Origin of the sequence: Actinomycetospora soli (genome assembly GCF_021026295.1) — a bacterium.
In the GTDB taxonomy this organism is placed as follows: domain Bacteria; phylum Actinomycetota; class Actinomycetes; order Mycobacteriales; family Pseudonocardiaceae; genus Actinomycetospora; species Actinomycetospora soli.
Window position 1 is genome coordinate 193,653 of the sequence record NZ_JAJNDA010000010.1, and the last position, 17,870, is coordinate 211,522.

Sequence of the window (17,870 nt, forward strand, 5' to 3'; positions counted from 1 at the left end):
CCCGACGCGCGCAACCGGGTTGCTTTCTCGCGTCGGCCGTGAAGCGGCGGTGAAGGTGATCCGATCGGAGCACCTTTTCCCGCCGCCTGGGCCCTGCTCACTGCCTCCTGACGTCCGCTTCGTACTCTCCGTGGCGATGAGCACGGTGCTCGGGCCGACGCGCCCGCGGGACGACGAGGCCCCCGACACGTCCGCCCGACGGGGCCCCCGGCTGCGCGGGGACCTGATCGCCGCGGCGGCGGCCTGCGCGCTGGTCGCGGTGGCGGCCCTCTACGGCTGGGCCGCCATCGACCGCGGCGTCAGGATCCTCGTCGGCTGGCCGCCGATCCTCGCCGAGTGGATGCCGCACTTCTCGCCCGGCGGGATCTCGGCGGTCGTGGTGGCGGCGCTGGTCGTGACGGCCGGCCCGACCGTCGCGGCCCGCCTGCGCTGGGGCCCGCTGCTGGTGGTGACCTACCTCGCCGCGGCCGCGTGGACGTTCTGCCTCGCCCTGATCGACGGCTACCAGGTCGGCATCGTCGACCGGCTCACCACGCCGACGGAGTACCTGGTCGAGGTCGGCCGCTACCCCGGGCTGGGCCCGTTCCTGACGACGTTCGCCGACCGGATCGTCGGCATGACCCCGGACACCCTGGTCACGCACTCCTCGGGCCACCCGCCGCTCGCGACGCTCGTCTACGTCTGGATCGCGCAGTTCTGGGAGCCGGGCGGCGAGGCGGCCTCGCTCGTCACGCTGTTCGTCGGGGCGTCCGCCGCGGTCGCGGTGGCCGTGACCATCGGCGCGCTCGGCGGGGTGCCGTGGGGTCCGCTGCGCCCGGGATCGGTGTCGCTCCCGCTCGCGCCCGACGCCGTCGAGGCCGGCCGGGCCATCGCCCGCCGGTACATCCCGTTCGGCGTGCTCTTCCCCGGCGCGGTGTGGGTCGGCGTCTCCGCGGACGGGATGTTCGCCGCGGTGTTCGCGTGGGCGGTCGCGTTCTTCGCGCTCGGCGCCGTGCGCCGCGGTGTCCTCGGGTCCGCCCTGTGCCTGCTCGGCGGGTTCGCGTTCGGCGCGAGCCTGTTCCTGTCGTACGGGCTCGCCGCGTTCGGGCTGGCGCCGGTGGCGGTCGCGGTGCTGGTGCGGCGGTGGTGGCCGCTGGTGGTCGCCACGGTGGGCGTGCTCGTGGTGGTCGGCCTGTTCCACCTCGGTGGCTTCTTCTGGTTCGACGGCTACACCCAGGTGAAGATCCGGTACTACCAGCCCGGCGAGTACGGCCTCATGCGTCCGTACAGCTACTGGGTCTGGGCCAACCTGGCCGCCTTTGCGCTCGCCATCGGACCCGCCGTCGTGGTGGGTCTGCGTCGCCTCGCCTGGTGGCCGCGGCAGGCCCCGGTCGCGCTGCTCGTCCTGGTCGGTGCGGCCGTGCTCGCCGTGACGGCGGCCGACCTCTCGGGGCTCTCCAAGTCCGAGGTCGAGCGGATCTGGCTGCCGTTCGGCACGTGGATGGTGCTGGCCTGCGCCCTGCTGCCGGCGAAGTCCGTCCGGTGGTGGCTCGCGGCCCAGGCCGTCCTGGCGCTGCTGGTGAACAGCCTGGTGCTGACGACCTGGTAGGTGCGCGCACGTCAGCCGTGGCCCACCGCTGACGTCCAGCGTCAGCAGCGCGCCACGCTCGTGGCGCCCCGCGGCAGCCGGCAGCCGGGTCCCCGACGCCTCGTCAGGAACGGATCGCGGCGCGCAGCGGGTCGGTGGCGAAGCGGGTGATGCCCTCGGCGAAGCCGACCTGCGCGCGGAAGCCGAGCAGCTCGGCGGCGCGGGCGGGGTCGGCGGTCACGTGCCGGACGTCGCCGGGACGCGCGCCGCCCACGATCTGCGGCGCGGGCCCGTCCATGGCCTCCGCGAGCTGGCTCGCGAGGTCGGCGATGGTGCGGACCTCGCCCGAACAGACGTTGAGCGGGGTGCACGTGCCGGCCGGGGTGGTCTCCTCGGCGGCCTCGAGCGCGGCGACGTTGATGCCGGCGACGTCGCTGACGTGCACGAAGTCGCGTCGCTGGCGCCCGTCCTCCATGACCCGCGGGGCCTCGCCGCGCTCGAGCGACGACCGGAAGATCGACGCGACGCCCGCGTACGGCGTGTTCTGCGGCATCCGGGGGCCGTACACGTTGTGGTAGCGCATCGCGTACACCCGGCCGCCCGTCGCGCGGGCCCAGGCGACCGCGAGGTGCTCCTGCGCGAGCTTCGTGGCGGCGTAGGTGGAGCGCGGCTCGAGGGCGGCGTCCTCCGGGATCAGCTCGCCCTGCAGGTCGCGGCCGCAGACGGGGCACGGCAGGTCGTAGCGGCCGGCGTCGACGTCGGCCTGCGTCCGCGCGGGCGGCGGCTGCACGCCGTGCTCGGGGCAGGAGTAGCGGCCCTCGCCGTAGACGACCATCGAGCTCGCCATCACGAGCTTGCGGTGCCCCGAGCGGTACATCGCGGCGAGGAGCACGGCGGTGGCGACGTCGTTGTTCTCGGCGAACGCGGGCGCGTCGTTGGGGTCCACGCCGTGGCCGACCATGGCGGCCTGGTGGCAGACCGCGTCGACGTCGGGCAGCAGGCGGTCGAGGAGGTCGGCGTCGCGGACGTCGCCGTGGACGAGCTCGTAGCGGTCGAGCCACTCGGGGGCCTTGCCGTCGGCGTGGGCCTGCGGCAGCAGGGCGTCGAGGAGCACCGGCGTGTGGCCGCGCTCGGCGAGCTGGTCGGCGATGGCGGAGCCGATGAAACCGGCACCGCCGGTCAGGAGGACGCGCACGGCGGTCACGGTAGGCGCTGCCCCGGCGCCGACTAGGGTCTGGGGTATGGAACTCCCGCGGGCCACGACGACGTCGATCGAGAACCTGGGCGGCAGCGACGACCTGCTCGGTCGGGCGCTCGTCGTCATCGTCGACGACCGCATCTCGACCGGCGAACTGGCCGACACCACCGGCCCGCTGGTGACCGAGCTGCTGGGCGAGGCCGGGCTGGTCGTCGACGGCACGATCGTGGTGCCGGGCGAGTCGGTGGCGATCCGCAACGCGCTGAACACGGCCGTCATCGGCGGGGTGGACGTCGTGATCACGGTCGGCGGCACCGGGGTGTCCCCGCGGGCCGTGACCGCCGACGCCACCGCCGGTGTGCTCGACCGCCCGATCCCCGGCATCGCCGAGGCCATCCGCGCCTCCGGGCTCGCCGCCGGCGCGGTCGACGCCGGACTCTCGCGCGGGCTGGTCGGCGTCTCCGGGTCGACGCTCGTGGTGAACCTGGCGTCCTCCCGCGCCGCGGTGCGCGACGGCATGGCGACGCTGACGCCGCTCATCGCGCACGTGATCGCCGAGCTCTCCGGGCTGGAGGAGAACTGACCGACCCCGACCGCGCGGAACGGGCCCGTCGCCGGGCCCGCGAGGCGTTGTTCGGCGACGTCTCCCCGGCGAGCGCCGACGAGCGCGACGACGCCGACCGGGGGCGGGACGAGGACGCCCGCAGCTTCTACGAGCGGGAGCGGCCGCCCCACCACGACCGGGAGCGCTGACCCGCCCGGTCCCGCGACGTGCTCGTGAGGCAGCTCCGAGGGCGCCGGGACGGGCACGGTGTGCCCCTCGGGTGTCACCGCAGCGTCAGCGTCACGTCCTGACCGATGGTGGCCGCCGCGACCCGGGCGGCGACCGGCCCCGGCAGGGCGACCACCACGACGGGGCTGCTGGAACGGTCCTCGCCGGGCAGGACGGCCAGCACCCGGGCCCCCGGCGCGAGGATGGCTCCTCCCTCCGTGCCCTCCCGTGCACCCCCGACGACGTCGACGAGCGCGCCCGGCCGCACCAGCGCCGCGACCGCCGGATCGGCCAGCCGCAGCGGCACCCCCGCGCCATCGGCCGCTCCCGCCGACGCGCGCGCCGCGTCCGGCCCGACCAGCCGGACGTCGGTCAGCACCTCCCCGGCTCGCACCCCGCCGACGAGGCGCCCTCCGGTCGCGGCGGCCGCGGCGGTCAGGGCGCCCTCCGGCACGGTGTCCGGCGGGCGGCCCACCACGGCGACGTCGGCCGGGCCGACCGCCTCGCCGGGCGTGAGGTCCCGGGACGCGACGACGACGGGCGACCCCGCCACCTCCGGTGACGCCGCGCCGAGCGCTCCGAGCACGACGGCGAGCACCACGAGCACGCCGGCGGCGATCCGGCGCAGGAGCAGCGCGCGGCGCCACCCGACCGGACCGCGGCGGTCGCGCCGCCCACCGGCCCCGACCCGTCGTCCGGAAACCCTCACGAAAGCGACGGTAGGGCCTCCGGACGCACCCACCGGGCGTGGAGATCACGACCTGTGGACAATGGGAGCGGAGCGTGCCGGTTGTGGATGGCCGGGCTCAACCCGATCCGCCGGAGACGTGAGGGGCTGCACCCGAATGGCCGTGGTGCTCGTCCTCCTGGCCTGTCTTGGCAACGCGCTCGCCCTCACGCTGCAGCGCAAGGCCGCCCAGGACAGCGCGCGGCAGCGCGGCCTGTCGGCGGGCTCGTTCCGCGACATGGTGCGCCGTCCGCCGTGGCTCTTCGGGATCGTGATCTTCGGCGGCGCCGTGATCTGCCAGGTCCTCGCCCTGCAGCTCGGGTCGATCTCCCTCGTCCAGCCGGTGCTCGTGATGGAGCTGCCGTTCACGCTGCTCGTCGGCTGGTGGATCCTCGGCGGCGCGCTCCGGCCCTACGAGTGGTCGGCCGTGGGCCTGATGAGCATCGGCCTCGTCGTGCTGCTCGCCTGCCTGCGACCGCACGGCGGCCAGGCGCTCGAGGCAGGCAACGTGCGGTGGGTGCTCGGCACGCTGGTCACGCTGATCGCCCTCGCCGTGTGCGTGTGGATCGCCACGACGTCCCGGGCGGTGGGCAAGGCGGCCTTCTTCGGCATCGCGGCCGGCATCGGGTCGGGGTTCGTCGCCGTCATCATCAAGGCGATGGCCGACGCGCTCGCGCTCGGCGGCCTCGGCGAGGTCCTCACGACCTGGCAGAGCTACCTGCTCATCCCGGTCGGCCCGGTCGCGTTCTGGACGCTGCAGAGCGGGCTGCGGGCGGGACGGCTCCTCGCGAGCCAACCCGGGCTCACCCTCGGCAACCCGATCCTCGCGTTCCTGTGGGGCACCGGGCTGCTCGGCGAGGAGGTCGCGGGCGGCTGGTGGATCCTCGGCGGGGTGGCGGGGGCGCTGCTGCTCACCGTCGGTGTCTTCCTGCTGGCCCGCTCGCCGGTGCTCGCGGCCCAGGAGGGCACGCCGAGCGCGTCACGGACGACGAAGACCACGAGCAGTCGCCGGGTCGTCTGAGTCGTTCACTCCGTCGAGTGAGACCGTCGATCCAAACATGTTTCGAGGCAACGCGCGTCGAGCGGGCGCGTCTCTCGTTGTACAGAGCACGGGGCCACCGACCGCTGGGGAGCGGGTCGAGCTTCGTGTGGGTCCGGGTCGACGGCTCGGGGTCGTCGACCCGGACCTCTCTCTCAGGCGCTCTTGGTCGCGGTCGACGAGCCGGAGGAGCCCGACGAGCTGGACGAGCCCGACGTCGAGGACGAGCCGGAGCCGCCCGACGAGCCACCCGAGGACGAACCCCCGGACGAGCTCGACGACGACCCCGAGTCCGACGAGGACGACGACGAGCTGCCCGAGGACCCGGACGAGTCCGACGAACTCGAGGACCCGGACGACTCCGACGAGCCCGAGGTGCTCGAGGAGGAGCCCGAGCGGCTGTCGTTCCGGTAGAAACCGCTGCCCTTGAAGACGATGCCGACCGACGAGAACACCTTGCGCAGCCGTCCGCCGCACACGGGGCATTCGGTCAGCGAGGGGTCGGTGAACGCCTGGACCTGCTCGAACCGGTGGTCGCACTCGGTGCAGGCGTAGGGGTAGGTGGGCACGCGCGCTCCTGTCTTCACCCGGAGGGTCGCGGGGGAGTGTAACTGGCACTCACCCGACGCGAGTGCCAACAACGCCACACCTCAGGCTGTTCCGACGAGCCCCGCCGTCGGCCGCCACACGGCGTGCACGCGGACGTCGTGGGGCTCGCTCGGCAGCTCCGGGAGCAGCTCGTCGTCGGCGACCACCGCGACGATCGTGGTGGACCCGGAGACCAGCGGCAGCGTGCGGTCGTAGTGCCCGCCACCCCGACCGAGCCGCACCCCGTCGGGCGCCGCCGCGAGCGCGGGCACCACCACGACCCCCGCGGACGCGACGGCCGCCGGCCCCTCCCGGTGCCGGGACGGCTCGAGCAGGCCGTGCGGCCCCGCCACCAGGTCCCCGCGGTCGCGGAACCCGGCCCAGTCCAGGGGGCCGTCCCCGGTGACGACCGGGAGCAGCACCCGACGTCCGATCGCGACGGCCGCGTCGAGCAGCGGGAGCGCCCCGTCCGGGGTCGCGCCCGGTTCCGTGCGCACCGGGACGTACAGGCACAGCGGCCGGGCGGGGTCGGCCCCCAGCGAGTCGAGCACCCCGGGCAGCGACGCGGCGAGGTTGGCGGCGTCCTGCCAGCGCGCCGCCTCCGACCGCTCCCGCCGTCGCGCCAGTAGCTGCGCGCGCAGCTCGGCCTTGCTCGCCGTCACGGCACCCTCACCCCGGCCTTCACTCCACCGTCCCGGACACCTCCGCCGGGCCCTCGACGAGGACGGAACCGCGCACGCTCGTCGGGCCGGTGAAGGTGACGTCGCCGCGCACCTCCAGGCGTTCGGCGTCGATCAGGGACGGGGCCCCGGCCGGGAAACGGGCCTCGAAGTCGCGCAGCATCCCGAAGTGGGCCTTGTCCAGCGAGACCACCGGCGGCTGACCGTCAAAGTGCGGCACCAGCGCGCCGTCGTCGCGCAGCTCCCAGAGGTCGGACCGGGCCACCAGCAGGTCGTCGGTCGTCTTGACCGGCGCGAAGCGGGTGCGCGGGACCTCGAGTGCCGCCGCCCCCTCGATCGAGGAGATCGCGGCCCCCATCGCCGTCTCCAGCTGGACGACCTTCGTCGAGTCCTTGTCGGTGGGGTCGACGGTCTTGCGGTTGACGATGAGCGGCAGCTCCGGCGCGGCCGGGTCGGCCTCCTGCAGCGCCGTGATCGCCTGCAGGTCGAACCAGATGTTGTTGGTGTTGAAGTAGTGCCACCGCGTGAGGTCGCCGAACGACGGGTCGCCGTCGGGCACCTGCGCGGACTCGCGCAGCACCAGGCGGCCGTCGCGCATCGCGAGGTGCCCGCCCTTGCGGTCGGACTCCGTACCGCGGACCACCTCGAGCAGGAACGGGATCTCGTGCTCGGCGAGCCACGCGGCGATGCGCGGGTCGGGCCGGGCACCGAGGTTGTCGGCGTTCGACACGAAGCACCAGCGCACCCCGGCCTCGAGCAACGACGCCGCGATCCCGCTCGCCGCGAGCGCGGTGTAGATGTCGCCGTGGCCCGGCGGGCACCACTCCAGCTCCGGGTTGGCGGGCCACTCGACCGGCTCCCGGGTCGAGGCGTCGAGCTTCGGCTCGATGCCCTGCAGGAAGTCCAGCGGCAGGCCCTGGTCGGCCAGCCCCTCGTGCGCGGCCAGCCGCTCGAGCGAGGGCGGGCGCGTGGTGGGGGAGTCCATGAGCAGCAGCGGCAGCCGGGCGCCGGTCGAGGCGCGCAGCGCGAGCGTCTGGCGGGCGATGACGTCGAGGAAGCTCTGGCCGGGCTTGATCTCGAGGGTCGACTTCGGCCCGTCGAGCCCCATCGAGGTGCCCAGGCCGCCGTTGAGCTTCACGACGGCGAGCCGGTCGAGCACCGTGCGCGTCGTCTCCGCGTCGGGCTCCGGCAGGTCCGCCAGACGGGGCAGCGGGGCGACGGGCGAGAGCTCGTCGCCGGGCACCTTGCCCGCGTCGGGATCCGCCAGCTGGGCCAGCCGGCGCCGGAACGCCGCGACCTCGACGGGATGAGCCCCGGCCTTCTCCAGCTTCTCGACGGCGGGGTGATCGCTGGTCATGCGCTCTCCGGTGCTCGAGGTGGGCGGTTCGCCCGGTGCGCCGCCGAGGCTAGCGAAGGGGCCCGACACCCTCCCCGATGGCGCGTCGTTACCCTGCTCCGCCGCCCGGTCGGGGCACGATGGTCCCCGTGAGGACCGTGGATGCCCAGCTGCGCCGGGTGCTCGACGCCGCGGTGCGCCCCGCCCCCATCCGGATCGCCATCTCCGAGGCCCAGGGTCTGCTCTGCGCCGAGGAGGTCGTGGCCGACCGCGCGCTCCCGGGGTTCGACCAGGCGGCCGTCGACGGGTTCGCGGTGCGCGCGGTCGACGTACGCTCCGCCGACGTCGAGCCCGTCGAACTGCCCGTGGTGGGGGAGGTCGCGGCGGGCTCGCGGCAGGCCCACCGGCTGAGCCCCCGGCAGGCCGTCCGGGTCGCCACCGGTGCCCCGCTGCCGACGCTGGCCGACGCCGTCGCCCCGCACGACCACACCGACGACGCCGGGCCGTCCAGCCGCGCCCGCGTCACCGTCAAGCAGCCCGTGGCGAGCGCCGAGTTCGTGCGCCGCACCGGGGAGGACGTCGCCCCCGGCGACGTCGCCGTGCGGCGCGGCGTCGTCGTCGGCCCCGCCCAGGTGGGGCTCCTGGCCGCCGTCGGCCGCACCACGGTGCTCGTGCACCCGCGGCCGCGCGTGTCGGTGATCGCGGTCGGCGACGAGCTCGTCGACGTCGACCGCACCCCCTCGGCGGGCCAGGTCGTCGACGTCAACTCCTACGCACTGGCCGCGGCCGCCCGCGACGCCGGCGCCGAGGTCACCCGCGTGGGGATCGTGGGCGCGGACGCCGCCACCGTGCGGGAGGCCGTCGAGGCGCGTCTCGGGCTCGCCGAGGTCGTGCTCGTGGCGGGTGCGGTCGGCGGGGCGCACGGCGAGGCGGTCGCGGCCGAGCTCGGCGAGCTGGGTCCCGTCGACACCAGCCGTGTCGCGATGCACCCGGGCAGCGTCCAGGGCTTCGCCCGCCTCGGCGACGACGAGATCCCGACCTTCCTGCTGCCCGCGAACCCGACGTCGGCCCTGGTCGTCTTCGAGATCCTCGTGCGCCCGCTCATCCGGCTCGCCCTCGGGCGTCCCGAGCTGCACCGCCGCGAGGTCACCGCCCGTCTCCTGTCGCCGGTCGGCTCCCGGCCGGGGCGGCGCAGCTATGTCCGCGGCCGCCTGCTGCGCGACCGCAGCACGGGCGAGTACCTCGCCCAGCCGCTGGGCACGGCCGGGTCGCACCTGCTCTCGTCGCTGGCGGAGGCCAACGCGCTGATCGTCCTCGACGAGGAGACGACCGAGGCCGGGCTCGACACCCCGGTCCGGGTCGCGTTCCTGTCACCCCGCTAGCGCACACTGCTCGGCATGGGCGGCGCGCCGATCTGGGGAGGGACGCGTCCCGCCGGTCGGCACCCCGGGTGGCCCGACCGGTTGCGGGCGCTGCGGGTGCCCGCCGGCGTGGTGACGCTGCGGCCGGTGCGGTTCCGCGACGGCCGGGAGTGGTCGCGACTGCGGCTGCGCGACGAGGACTACCTGACGCCCTGGGAGCCGATGCCGCCCGGGCGGTGGGCCGACCACAACGCGCTCGTCGAGTGGCCGGGCCGCTGGGGCACGCTGCGGGCGATGGGTCGGGCGGGCACGGCGCTGCCCTGGGCGCTGACCGTGGACGGCCGCTTCGCCGGGCAGGTGGTCGTCGGCAACATCGTGCGCGAGCCGCTGCTGTCCGCCTACGTCGGCTACTGGGTCTCCGCGGAACACGCCGGGAAGGGTGCGACGACGGCGGCGGTCGCCCTCGCGGTCGACCACTGCTTCTCCCGGGTCGGCCTGCACCGCGTCGAGGCGACGGTGCGCCCGGAGAACGCCGCGAGCCTGCGGGTGCTCGGCAAGCTGGGCTTCCGCGAGGAGGGGCTGCTCAAGCGCTACCTCGAGGTCGACGGCGACTGGCGCGACCACGTGGTGCTCGCGGTGACCGCCGAGGACGTCCTCCCGGACGGTCTCGTGGCCCGGCTGCTGCGCGCCGGCCGGGCCGAACGCGCCTGACCAGCGGTCCTGACGTCGGGTCACGCGCCTCTCACGGGCGGTCACGACGCTCGACCGGCGCTGGACCACCCACACGGCCCAGTGGGTTCAGGGTTTGACCAGCCCATCGAGTGGTCACCGCCCGACCTGACCCGCCGGATGCTTCCCTCACTGGAGGGTGATGGTCACGGTTCGCACACGACACGCCGCCGCGGTTCCGGGGCGGATGGGGCTCGTGTGACTAGCGTGGCGAGCGGCTGGAGGACGGGGCCATTGGTCGGGGAGGTGGACGGGTGCCGAGTTCATTGGTCTTCGCCGCGCTGGTGGTCGCGTGGCTCGCGGTGCTCGTCCCGGTCGTCGCCCGACGTCGTCAGATGGTGCCGCGACCCGCCGACGCCGATCTGAGCGCGCGGGTGCTCGCCCGACCGGAGCGGTCGCCGGGTGCCGCCCCCGGGGGCGTCGCGGCGGTGGATGAGGAGGTCACGATGACCAGCACGACGGACGAGATCCGGGACGGGGACGTCCGCGGTGCGGCGCCGGAGGCGGCCCCGGAGGGCCGTGTCCTCGAGCGCGCCCGCCGCGGTCACGACGACGGGTACGACGACGGGTACGACGACGGGTACGCCGACGAGTACGACGACGGGTACTCCGCCGGCTACGACGTCCGGGACGACCACGACGTCGACGACGCGTACGCGTCCTACGAGGACGACGTCGACGAGCCCGACCACCGGCCGCGGGCGTACCGGCCCGGCCGGGGCGGCTTCGACGCCGAGGCCGCGGCCGCCGCGGCCCACGCGCGCTACGCGTTCCGCCAGCGGGTGGCGATCGGCCTGATCGTGGTGGCGGTGCTCTCCGCGCTCGCCGCGATGGTCGTGTCGACCGCCCTCTGGTCGCTGTTCGCCGTGACCGTGGTCGGGCTCGCCGGCTACCTGGTCTTCCTGCGGCGCCAGACCCGCATCGAGGACGAGGTCCGTCGACGCCGGGCCGCGCGCCTGTCCGGCGAGCGCCGCGCGATCGAGGCCCGTCGGGAGCGGCAGGTCGAGCACGAGGAGCGGCTCGCCGCGGCCGAGCACTGGGGTCGCTACGAGTCCGGCGAGCACGAGGTCCCCGAGCTCCCGCAGGCGCGCCGCGGCGACGACGGCCGGGACCACGACCGGGACGAGGAGGTCCCGGAGCCCCGCTGGATCGCGCCGCGCACCCCGGCACCGGACATGCCCGCGGGGACCGAGCTCGTCGGCGACACCGAGGACGACCCCGCGTTCTGCGATCTCGACGACCACCGCGTCCCGGCCTACCGCCGCGGCGCCTGAGGCCCCACGCACCCCGGCCCCGTCGCCGGGTGGGCGCCCACCGACCGCTGCCGTCCCCCGACGGCGGCCGGTGGACGTCCACCCGGTGGCGGGGCCGTCGTCGTGGGGGCTCCCGGGCGGCGGTCGAGGGCCACCCGCTGATCGCGCGCCGGACGCCGTGGCGTAGAGTTCTCGCTCGTTGGGGCTGTGGCGCAGTTGGTAGCGCGACTCGTTCGCATCGAGTAGGTCAGGGGTTCGATTCCCCTCAGCTCCACCAGCAGTCGACGAGAGGCCCGGTCCCCGGTGGGGCCGGGCCTTCGTCGTGTCCGGGGTGCTCAGGCCTCCGGCGACGCCAGGAACGGGTCGGCGGCCGCCTCGACGCGGCCCCGGTCGTCGGTGGCGGGCAGGTGGACGGCGGAGAAGAGCCGGACGGCCCTGGCAGCCGTCACACTGGGCCCATGACCGACGGGCTCCCGTGCTGGGCGGACCTCACCGCGGGTGCCGGGCCGGAGTTCTACGGTGCGGTGCTCGGGTGGACGTTCACCGACGACGGCACCGCACGCCACCACGACGTCGTGGCCCTGGCCGACGGGCGACGGGTCGCGGGCCTCGGCGCGCCGGAGGGCAGCCCGCCGGGCTGGACCCTCTACGTGGCCGTCGACGACGCGGCCGACGCGGCGGCGGCGATCGAGGAGGCCGGCGGCCAGGTCCTGCACGGGCCGGACGACGACGGGACGGGCGGGCTCGTCGTCGTCGCGATCGACGCCGGCGGGGCGGCCTTCGGGGTGTGGGAGGCCGACGACCACGCCGGGCCGCTCACGTGGGCGGAGGCCGCGTCGGCCGAACCGGGGCAGACGAAGACCTTCTACGGCAGCGTGTTCAGGTGGACCCACCGTCCGACCGACGAGCCGGGCACCACGACGCTGCACCTCGACGGCTCCCCGGCGTTCGGGACGGTCACCTTCGCCGGGGACGCGCTGCCGCACTGGTTGGTGCATTTCGCGGTCGCCGACGTCGACGCGGCCGCCGCGGCGGCGGGAGCCGCGGGAGGCCTCGTCGTCGGGACGGACGCGGAGCGCGCCGTGCTGGAGGACCCGACCGGGGCGCGGTTCGCGGTCGTCAGGCGATGAGCTCGTCGAGCAGCAGGTAGATCAGGAAGCCGACGAAGAAGCCGACCGAGCCGAGCGCGGTCTCGCCCTGTTCGTGCGCCTCGACCAGGAGTTCCTCGGTCGCGAGGTACATGAACGCGACGGCGCCGAAGGCGAGGACGCCGGCGAGCAGCGTGGGGGAGGCGTCCGCCAGCCACACCACCCCGACCGCCGTCCCCACCACCGTGAGCAGGGACGACGCCGTCGGTGCGGCGGCGACGAGCGTGCGTGACGCGCCCCCGGCCATCGCCGCGGACAGCGACAGCCCGACGAACAGGTACTCGATGGCGAGCGCGATCGAGAGCAGCACCCCCGTCGTCGCGCCCGCCGCGAAGCCGGCACCGAGGACGATCCCGTCGACGGCGAAGTCGACCCCGGTCGCGACGGCGAGCCCGACGGGCAGGGTGGCCGCACTCGGCCGGGCCTCGAGGGCCTTGCCCGCCGCCCGGAAGCTGAACATGACCGCGATCCCGGCGGCGAAGCCCGCGATCGCCACCCAGGGCTCCTGGCGCAGCACCCCCGGCAGCAGTTCGATCGCCGCGGCCGCGAACACCACACCGGCGGCGAAGTGCTGGATGCCGCTCGTGACCCGCCGTCCGGGTGGCCGGATCGCGGCGACCAGCCCGGAGACCGCGGCGGCGCCGACCGGGATCAGCGAGAACAGGACCGCGCGGGTCAGCACCCGGTCAGCGCCACGAGGGGAGCCACAGCTCGGCGTTCCACCGGGCGGCCGTGATCGAGGCGCCGACGAGGATCGGCCACAGCCACGCGAAGTTGGCGACGACCACGCCGAGGTAGAGCGCGACGACCATCCGCCCCGTGGAGCGCCGTTCGGGGCCGGCCGTGCGGCGGCCCAGGATCTCGCCGATCACGAGGGTGAGCGCCAGGACCAGGAACGGGATCACCGGCGTCATGTAGAAGAAGTACATCTGCCGGTCGATGTCGGTGAACCAGGGCAGGATGCCGGCGCCGTAGCCGACGAGCACCGCGGCGTAGCGCCAGTCGCGGCGGGTGATCCAGCGCCACAGGCTCCACCCGAGCACCGGGAACGCGAGCCACCAGATCGCCGGGGTGCCGATCGCCATGACCGCGCCGACGCAGTCGTCGGAGCCGCAGCCGGGCGCGTTCGCCCCGGACTCGTAGTAGTAGAGCATCGGGCGCAGCCCCATCGGCCACGTCCAGGGCTTGGACTCCCACGGGTGCGGGTTGCCGCGCGGCGTGGAGAGCGTCGCGTGGAACTCCAGCACCTTGGAGGAGAAGTACGCCATGCCGCGGAACCAGTCGGGCAGCCACGACGGCAGGAGCGCGTAGAGCCCGACGGCGTCGCCCTTGGCCTCGGCGACGTGCCGGTCGGTGCCGGTTTCCGACGCGATCCACGGCAGCCAGCTCGCGAGGTACACCAGGACCGGGATCGCGAGGAACGCCCAGACCAGGGGCAGGACGTCGCGCACCAGCGTGCCCACCCACGGCCGGGCGACCCCGGAGGCCCGCCGGGCGGCGACGTCGAACCCGACCACGAGCGCGCCGAGGAAGAGCACGTAGTAGAGCCCGGACCACTTGCTGGCGAGCGCGAGCCCGAGACACAGCCCGGCGACGAACCGCCACCAGCGGAACCCGAGCCGCGGGCCGAACGGGGTGTCGAGGATGCGGCCCTCCGCCACCACCGTGGCGAACCGGGCACGGACGTCGTCGCGGTCGGCGAGGATCGCCGCGAACGCGCCGAGCACGAACACCGCCGGGTAGACGTCGATCATCCCGACCCGCGCGGACACCTGGCTCAGGCCGTCGCAGATGAGCAGGATGCCCGCGACGGCGCCGAGCAGCGTCGAGCGCGTGAGCCGGCGCCCGATGCGGATGACGAGCAGGACGCAGACCGTCCCGGCGAGCGCGCTGACCACGCGCCAGCCCACCGGGTCGTACCCGAAGATCCACTGCCCGACCGCCATGAGCTGCTTCGACAGCGGCGGGTGCACGACGAGCTCGTAGCCCGGGTTGTCCTCGTACCCGCCGTTGCGCAGCACCTGCCAGGTCTGCGGCACGTAGTGCTTCTCGTCGAACACGGGTGTGCCGTTGTCGCTCGGCCACCCCAGGTTCCAGAAGCGGACGACGCCGCCGACGAGCGTGAGCACGAGCGCGACCACCCAGCCGCGCAGCCGGTCGGTCGGCATCGGCCGGCCGAGCAGGCTCTCCACCCCGCGCGGCCCGGGTGCCAGCACTCCCCGCGGATCGGCGTTCCCGACGGCAGGTGTGGTCGGCTTCTCGAGCGTGCTGCCGGCCGTCACGGGAGCTGATCGTACGGCCCGCGCGGCGTCCGGGGTCCGATGCGGCGCCCACGGTCGTGGCGACCTGCTGACGTCCGGTGTCAGCCGTGTGCCACCGCTGACGTCCGGGCCCGGCGACGGCGCCTACCCTCGGGCGCGTGTCCGACGGTGTCCTCCTGCTCGCCGCGACCCCGCTCGGCAACCCCGACGACGCCTCGGCGCGGCTCCGGGACGCGCTCGCGACGGCGGACGTGGTCGCGGTCGAGGACACGCGGCGGCTGGGCCGGCTCACGGCCGCGCTCGGCGTGACCGTGACGGGCCGCAAGGTGAGCTTCTACGAGGACGTCGAGCGCGCCCGGATCCCGCGGCTCGTCGAGGACCTGCGCGGCGGTGCCACCGTCCTCGTCGTCACCGACGCCGGCATGCCCGCGGTGTCCGACCCCGGCTACCGCCTGGTCGCGGCCGCGGTGGAGGCGGACGTCGCGGTGCGGTGCCTGCCCGGGCCGTCGGCGGTCCTCGCGGCACTCGCCGTGTCGGGTCTGCCCACCGACCGGTTCTGCTTCGAGGGGTTCGCGCCGCGGGCCGAGGGGAAGCGCCGCAGCTGGTTGGGCGAGCTCGCCGACGAGCCCCGCACCACCGTGTTCTTCGAGTCGCCGCGCCGGCTGGAGGACCTGCTCCGGCTCGCGGTCGAGGTGCTCGGCCCCGACCGCCGGGCCGCCGTGTGCCGCGAGCTGACGAAGACGCACGAGGAGGTCGTGCGCGGGACGCTCGGTGAGCTCGCCGCGTGGGCCGGGGGCGACGTGCTGGGCGAGATCACCGTGGTCCTCGCACCCGCCGTCCGGAAGGCCCCGGAGCCCGACGACCTCGCCGCGGAGGTGCTCGCCCTCGCCGACGGCGGGGTGCGGCTCAAGGCGGCGGCGAAGGAGGTCGGCACCGCGCACGGGGTGTCGACCAACGCCCTCTACGAGAGCGCCCTGAAGCTCAGGGGACGATGACGAGCTTGCCGCTGACCGCGCCCGTGCGGTTGTCCTCCTGCGCCCGCCCCACCTGCTCGAGCGGGTAGACGACCACCTCGGGCGCCCGGACCGTGCCCGCGGCGAGCATCCCGACGAACTCCGCGAGCGCACCGTCGACGGTGCCGCCGGAGGAGAACTCGACCCCGTGGTCGTCGGCGTCGGGGTGGGCGATGGTCACGACGCGGTCGGGGGAGCCGGCGAGCGCCACGAGGTCGGCGAGCGAGCCCTTCCCGGCGGCGTCGAGGACGGCGTCGACGCGGTCGGTGGCGGCACGGACGTGGTCGACGAGGTCGTCGCCGTGGACGACCGGCGTGGCGCCGAGCGCGCGGACGTCGTCCTGGTGGCGTCCGCTCGCGGTGCCGATCACGGTGATGCCGCGGGCGAGGGCGACCTGGGTGGCGACGACGCCCACCCCGCCGGACGCGCCGTGGACGAGCAGCACCTGCCCCGGCGCGAGCCCCAGCCGCTCCAGCACCCGGTAGGCGGTGGCGACGACGGTGGCGAGCGAGCCCGCGACCTCCCACGAGAGGGCGGCGGGCCGGGCGACGAGCCCGTCGGCGTCGACGACGACCTGCTCGGCCTGCGCCCCACCGCTCGTGCCGCCGAGCACCTCGTCCCCGACCTGCAGCGTCGTGACGCCCTCGCCGACCGCGTCGACGACGCCCGCGACGTCGAAGCCGGGGACGACGGGCTGCCGGGGCGCGGTCTCGCCGGGGGCGAACGCGCCGGTGCGCAGCTTCCAGTCCGCCGGGTTCACCGAGGCGGCGCGCACGGCGAGGCGGACCTGGCCCGGACCCGGCTGCGGGTCCTCGCGCTCGACGACCTCGAGGACCTCCGGCCCGCCGTAGCGGGCGTACTGCACGGCGCGGGATGTCATGTCCGGTGCAAACCGCGCCCGGCGCGGTTCATTCCAGTGCGCGCAGCGCCACCGTCGCGCCGAGCTCCCACGCGGCCGCGCGGTCGGCGGCGGTGGGCGGACCCGTCGTCGTGACCGTCTCCGCGGCCTGCACCCAGCCGAGCCCGGCGGTGATGCGCAGGACGTCGCGGACGGCGCCGGCCGTGTCGTCCCCGCCGTGCACGGAGAGCCCGAACGGCAGACCGGTGCTGTCCTGCAGCGCCGGGTAGTAGATCTGGTCGAAGAAGTGCTTGAGGGCGCCCGACATCGTGCCGATGTTCGCGGGCGTCCCCAGCACGACGGCGTCGGCGGCGAGCAGGTCGGCCGCCCCGGCGGTCAGGGCCGGGCGACTGACCACCTCGACCGTGCCCGGCAGCTCGTCGGTCCGCGCGCCGGCGAGCACGGCCTCGAGGAGCTCCTGGCAGGCCGGCGACGGCGTGTGGTGGACGACGAGCAGCCGGGTCACGCCAGGGCCGCCTCGACCAGCCCGCACAGCAGCGTCCCCGTGCGGGCGGCGGCGGCGTGGACCGCGTCGAGCACGGCGAGGTGGTCGATCGTGTCGTCGGTCGTGCCCGCCGCCGGGTTGGAGACGAGCGCGATCCCGGCGACGCGCGCGCCCGCGGCCCGGGCGGCGATCGTCTCGAGCACGGTGGACATGCCGACCAGGTCCGCCCCGAGGGTGCGCAGCATCCGGATCTCGGCCGGGGTCTCGAAGTGCGGGCCGACGAGCCCGGCGTAGACGCCCTCGACCAGCGTCGGGTCGAGGGCGCGGGCGGCGGCGCGCAGGCCCGGGTCGTAGGCGTCGGTGAGGTCGACGAACTGCGGCCCGACGAGCGGGGAGCGGGCGGTGAGGTTGAGGTGGTCGGAGATCAGCACCGGCTGGCCGACCGAGTACGACGGGTCGATCCCGCCCGCCGCGTTCGTGAGGATCACCGTCGACGCGCCCGCCGCGCACGCGGTGCGCACGGCGTGCACCGCCTGCGCCTCGCCGTGCCCCTCGTAGAGGTGCGTGCGCCCGAGCAGGACGAGCGCGTGCCCGCCCGCGACCGGCACCGAGCGGGCGATGCCCCTGTGGTCGGGCGCGCCGAGCGGGGTGAAGCCGGGGAGCTCCGCGACCGGGACCTCGACGCTCGGGGCGCCGATCCCGTCCGCGGCGGGGCTCCAGCCCGAGCCGAGGACGACGGCGACGTCGTGGCGGTCGATCCCGGTGCGGCGGGCGAGTTCGGCGGCGGCCTCGTCGGCGGCCTGCTCGAGGGTGCGGTGCTCGGCGGTGCTCATCGGGCCCAGGACCCTAGCGGGA

Annotated in this window: 19 protein-coding genes, 1 tRNA gene and 1 pseudogene; 11 read left to right on the forward strand and 10 right to left on the reverse strand. The window is 75.3% G+C overall.

The window, feature by feature from the left end:
* Nucleotides 1-136 precede the first annotated feature (136 nt).
* The gene (locus LN037_RS18050; protein ID WP_230755098.1) at nt 137-1,588 is read left to right on the forward strand and encodes a hypothetical protein; all 1,452 of its coding nucleotides are present in this window, start codon (nt 137-139) and stop codon (nt 1,586-1,588) included.
* A gap of 103 nt (nt 1,589-1,691) precedes the next feature.
* Here LN037_RS18050 and LN037_RS18055 read toward each other — a convergent pair whose 3' ends face one another.
* A complete protein-coding gene (locus LN037_RS18055) occupies nt 1,692-2,762 on the reverse strand; it encodes an NAD-dependent epimerase/dehydratase family protein (RefSeq protein ID WP_230755105.1) in 1,071 nt (356 codons plus the stop codon).
* A 46-nt stretch (nt 2,763-2,808) separates the two neighbouring features.
* Here LN037_RS18055 and LN037_RS18060 point away from each other — a divergent pair, with 46 nt between their 5' ends.
* Both LN037_RS18060 and LN037_RS32755 read left to right on the forward strand, forming a co-directional pair.
* Nucleotides 2,809-3,348 carry a MogA/MoaB family molybdenum cofactor biosynthesis protein gene (locus LN037_RS18060; RefSeq protein WP_230755107.1) on the forward strand — a complete coding sequence of 180 codons (540 nt, stop codon included), beginning with the start codon at nt 2,809-2,811 and terminating at the stop codon, nt 3,346-3,348.
* A 47-nt stretch (nt 3,349-3,395) separates the two neighbouring features.
* Nucleotides 3,396-3,518 carry a hypothetical protein gene (locus LN037_RS32755; protein WP_255694365.1) on the forward strand — a complete coding sequence of 41 codons (123 nt, stop codon included), beginning with the start codon at nt 3,396-3,398 and terminating at the stop codon, nt 3,516-3,518.
* Between the two features lie 74 nt (nt 3,519-3,592).
* Here LN037_RS32755 and LN037_RS18065 read toward each other — a convergent pair whose 3' ends face one another.
* The gene (locus LN037_RS18065; protein WP_230755109.1) at nt 3,593-4,246 is read right to left on the reverse strand and encodes an SAF domain-containing protein; all 654 of its coding nucleotides are present in this window, start codon (nt 4,244-4,246) and stop codon (nt 3,593-3,595) included.
* A gap of 142 nt (nt 4,247-4,388) precedes the next feature.
* On the opposite strand from LN037_RS18065, the gene LN037_RS18070 reads away from it, so the two are divergent.
* Both LN037_RS18070 and LN037_RS18075 read left to right on the forward strand, forming a co-directional pair.
* The gene (locus LN037_RS18070) at nt 4,389-5,285 is read left to right on the forward strand and encodes a DMT family transporter (RefSeq protein ID WP_230755110.1); all 897 of its coding nucleotides are present in this window, start codon (nt 4,389-4,391) and stop codon (nt 5,283-5,285) included.
* A 183-nt stretch (nt 5,286-5,468) separates the two neighbouring features.
* Nucleotides 5,469-5,717: a hypothetical protein gene (locus LN037_RS18075; RefSeq protein WP_230755221.1), complete on the forward strand. Its 249-nt coding sequence runs from the start codon at nt 5,469-5,471 to the stop codon at nt 5,715-5,717.
* 14 nt (nt 5,718-5,731) lie between these two features.
* Here the strand turns inward: LN037_RS18075 and LN037_RS32760 are convergent.
* From LN037_RS32760 to LN037_RS18090, 3 genes and pseudogenes are all read right to left on the reverse strand, one after another.
* Nucleotides 5,732-5,950, reverse strand: a pseudogene (locus tag LN037_RS32760) (FmdB family zinc ribbon protein); the annotation flags it as partial.
* A gap of 3 nt (nt 5,951-5,953) precedes the next feature.
* Complete coding sequence (locus LN037_RS18085; protein WP_230755111.1) at nt 5,954-6,553, reverse strand: 5-formyltetrahydrofolate cyclo-ligase; 600 nt, start codon at nt 6,551-6,553, stop codon at nt 5,954-5,956.
* A gap of 19 nt (nt 6,554-6,572) precedes the next feature.
* Complete coding sequence (locus LN037_RS18090) at nt 6,573-7,928, reverse strand: UTP--glucose-1-phosphate uridylyltransferase (RefSeq protein WP_230755114.1); 1,356 nt, start codon at nt 7,926-7,928, stop codon at nt 6,573-6,575.
* A gap of 119 nt (nt 7,929-8,047) precedes the next feature.
* On the opposite strand from LN037_RS18090, the gene glp reads away from it, so the two are divergent.
* From glp to LN037_RS18115, 5 genes are all read left to right on the forward strand, one after another.
* Nucleotides 8,048-9,289, forward strand: coding sequence for a molybdotransferase-like divisome protein Glp (gene glp / locus LN037_RS18095; RefSeq protein WP_230755116.1), 1,242 nt, complete (start codon nt 8,048-8,050; stop codon nt 9,287-9,289).
* Between the two features lie 15 nt (nt 9,290-9,304).
* Complete coding sequence (locus LN037_RS18100) at nt 9,305-9,979, forward strand: GNAT family N-acetyltransferase (RefSeq protein ID WP_230755118.1); 675 nt, start codon at nt 9,305-9,307, stop codon at nt 9,977-9,979.
* A 272-nt stretch (nt 9,980-10,251) separates the two neighbouring features.
* A complete protein-coding gene (gene sepX / locus LN037_RS18105) occupies nt 10,252-11,271 on the forward strand; it encodes a divisome protein SepX/GlpR (RefSeq protein WP_230755120.1) in 1,020 nt (339 codons plus the stop codon).
* Between the two features lie 180 nt (nt 11,272-11,451).
* Nucleotides 11,452-11,527, forward strand: a tRNA-Ala gene (locus LN037_RS18110).
* Nucleotides 11,528-11,708: 181 nt separating this feature from the next.
* Nucleotides 11,709-12,380, forward strand: coding sequence for a VOC family protein (locus LN037_RS18115; RefSeq protein WP_230755121.1), 672 nt, complete (start codon nt 11,709-11,711; stop codon nt 12,378-12,380).
* Here the strand turns inward: LN037_RS18115 and LN037_RS18120 are convergent.
* Both LN037_RS18120 and LN037_RS18125 read right to left on the reverse strand, forming a co-directional pair.
* A complete protein-coding gene (locus tag LN037_RS18120; RefSeq protein WP_230755123.1) occupies nt 12,370-13,080 on the reverse strand; it encodes a ZIP family metal transporter in 711 nt (236 codons plus the stop codon). The two genes, LN037_RS18115 and LN037_RS18120, sit on opposite strands and share 11 nt — an antisense overlap.
* Nucleotides 13,081-13,084: 4 nt before the next feature.
* A complete protein-coding gene (locus LN037_RS18125; protein WP_372460485.1) occupies nt 13,085-14,680 on the reverse strand; it encodes a dolichyl-phosphate-mannose--protein mannosyltransferase in 1,596 nt (531 codons plus the stop codon).
* Nucleotides 14,681-14,817: 137 nt separating this feature from the next.
* Between LN037_RS18125 and rsmI the strand changes: the two genes are divergently transcribed.
* Nucleotides 14,818-15,654: a 16S rRNA (cytidine(1402)-2'-O)-methyltransferase gene (rsmI, locus tag LN037_RS18130; protein WP_230755125.1), complete on the forward strand. Its 837-nt coding sequence runs from the start codon at nt 14,818-14,820 to the stop codon at nt 15,652-15,654.
* Here rsmI and LN037_RS18135 read toward each other — a convergent pair.
* From LN037_RS18135 to LN037_RS18145, 3 genes are read right to left on the reverse strand one after another with little or no spacing between them, the layout of a single operon-like run.
* Nucleotides 15,641-16,552: an NADP-dependent oxidoreductase gene (locus LN037_RS18135; protein WP_230755127.1), complete on the reverse strand. Its 912-nt coding sequence runs from the start codon at nt 16,550-16,552 to the stop codon at nt 15,641-15,643. The genes rsmI and LN037_RS18135 overlap by 14 nt on opposite strands.
* 28 nt (nt 16,553-16,580) lie before the next feature.
* Nucleotides 16,581-17,036, reverse strand: a complete 456-nt coding sequence (locus LN037_RS18140) for an NAD(P)H-dependent oxidoreductase (RefSeq protein ID WP_230755129.1) — start codon at nt 17,034-17,036, stop codon at nt 16,581-16,583.
* On the reverse strand, nt 17,033-17,848 hold the full coding sequence (locus LN037_RS18145; protein ID WP_230755131.1) for a purine-nucleoside phosphorylase: 816 nt from the start codon (nt 17,846-17,848) through the stop codon (nt 17,033-17,035). The genes LN037_RS18140 and LN037_RS18145 overlap by 4 nt, the downstream gene beginning before the upstream one ends.
* Between the last annotated feature and the right edge of the window lie 22 nt (nt 17,849-17,870).

Bases quoted from the DNA above. Each gene is read 5' to 3' on its own strand.
- LN037_RS18050 (WP_230755098.1), top strand. From the start codon at position 137: ATGAGCACGGTGCTCGGGCCGACGCGCCCGCGGGACGACGAGGCCCCC.
- LN037_RS18060 (WP_230755107.1), top strand. From the start codon at position 2,809: ATGGAACTCCCGCGGGCCACGACGACGTCGATCGAGAACCTGGGCGGC.
- LN037_RS18090 (WP_230755114.1), bottom strand. From the start codon at position 7,928: ATGACCAGCGATCACCCCGCCGTCGAGAAGCTGGAGAAGGCCGGGGCT.
- glp (WP_230755116.1), top strand. From the start codon at position 8,048: ATGGTCCCCGTGAGGACCGTGGATGCCCAGCTGCGCCGGGTGCTCGAC.
- LN037_RS18100 (WP_230755118.1), top strand. From the start codon at position 9,305: ATGGGCGGCGCGCCGATCTGGGGAGGGACGCGTCCCGCCGGTCGGCAC.
- LN037_RS18115 (WP_230755121.1), top strand. From the start codon at position 11,709: ATGACCGACGGGCTCCCGTGCTGGGCGGACCTCACCGCGGGTGCCGGG.
- LN037_RS18135 (WP_230755127.1), bottom strand. From the start codon at position 16,552: ATGACATCCCGCGCCGTGCAGTACGCCCGCTACGGCGGGCCGGAGGTC.
- LN037_RS18145 (WP_230755131.1), bottom strand. From the start codon at position 17,848: ATGAGCACCGCCGAGCACCGCACCCTCGAGCAGGCCGCCGACGAGGCC.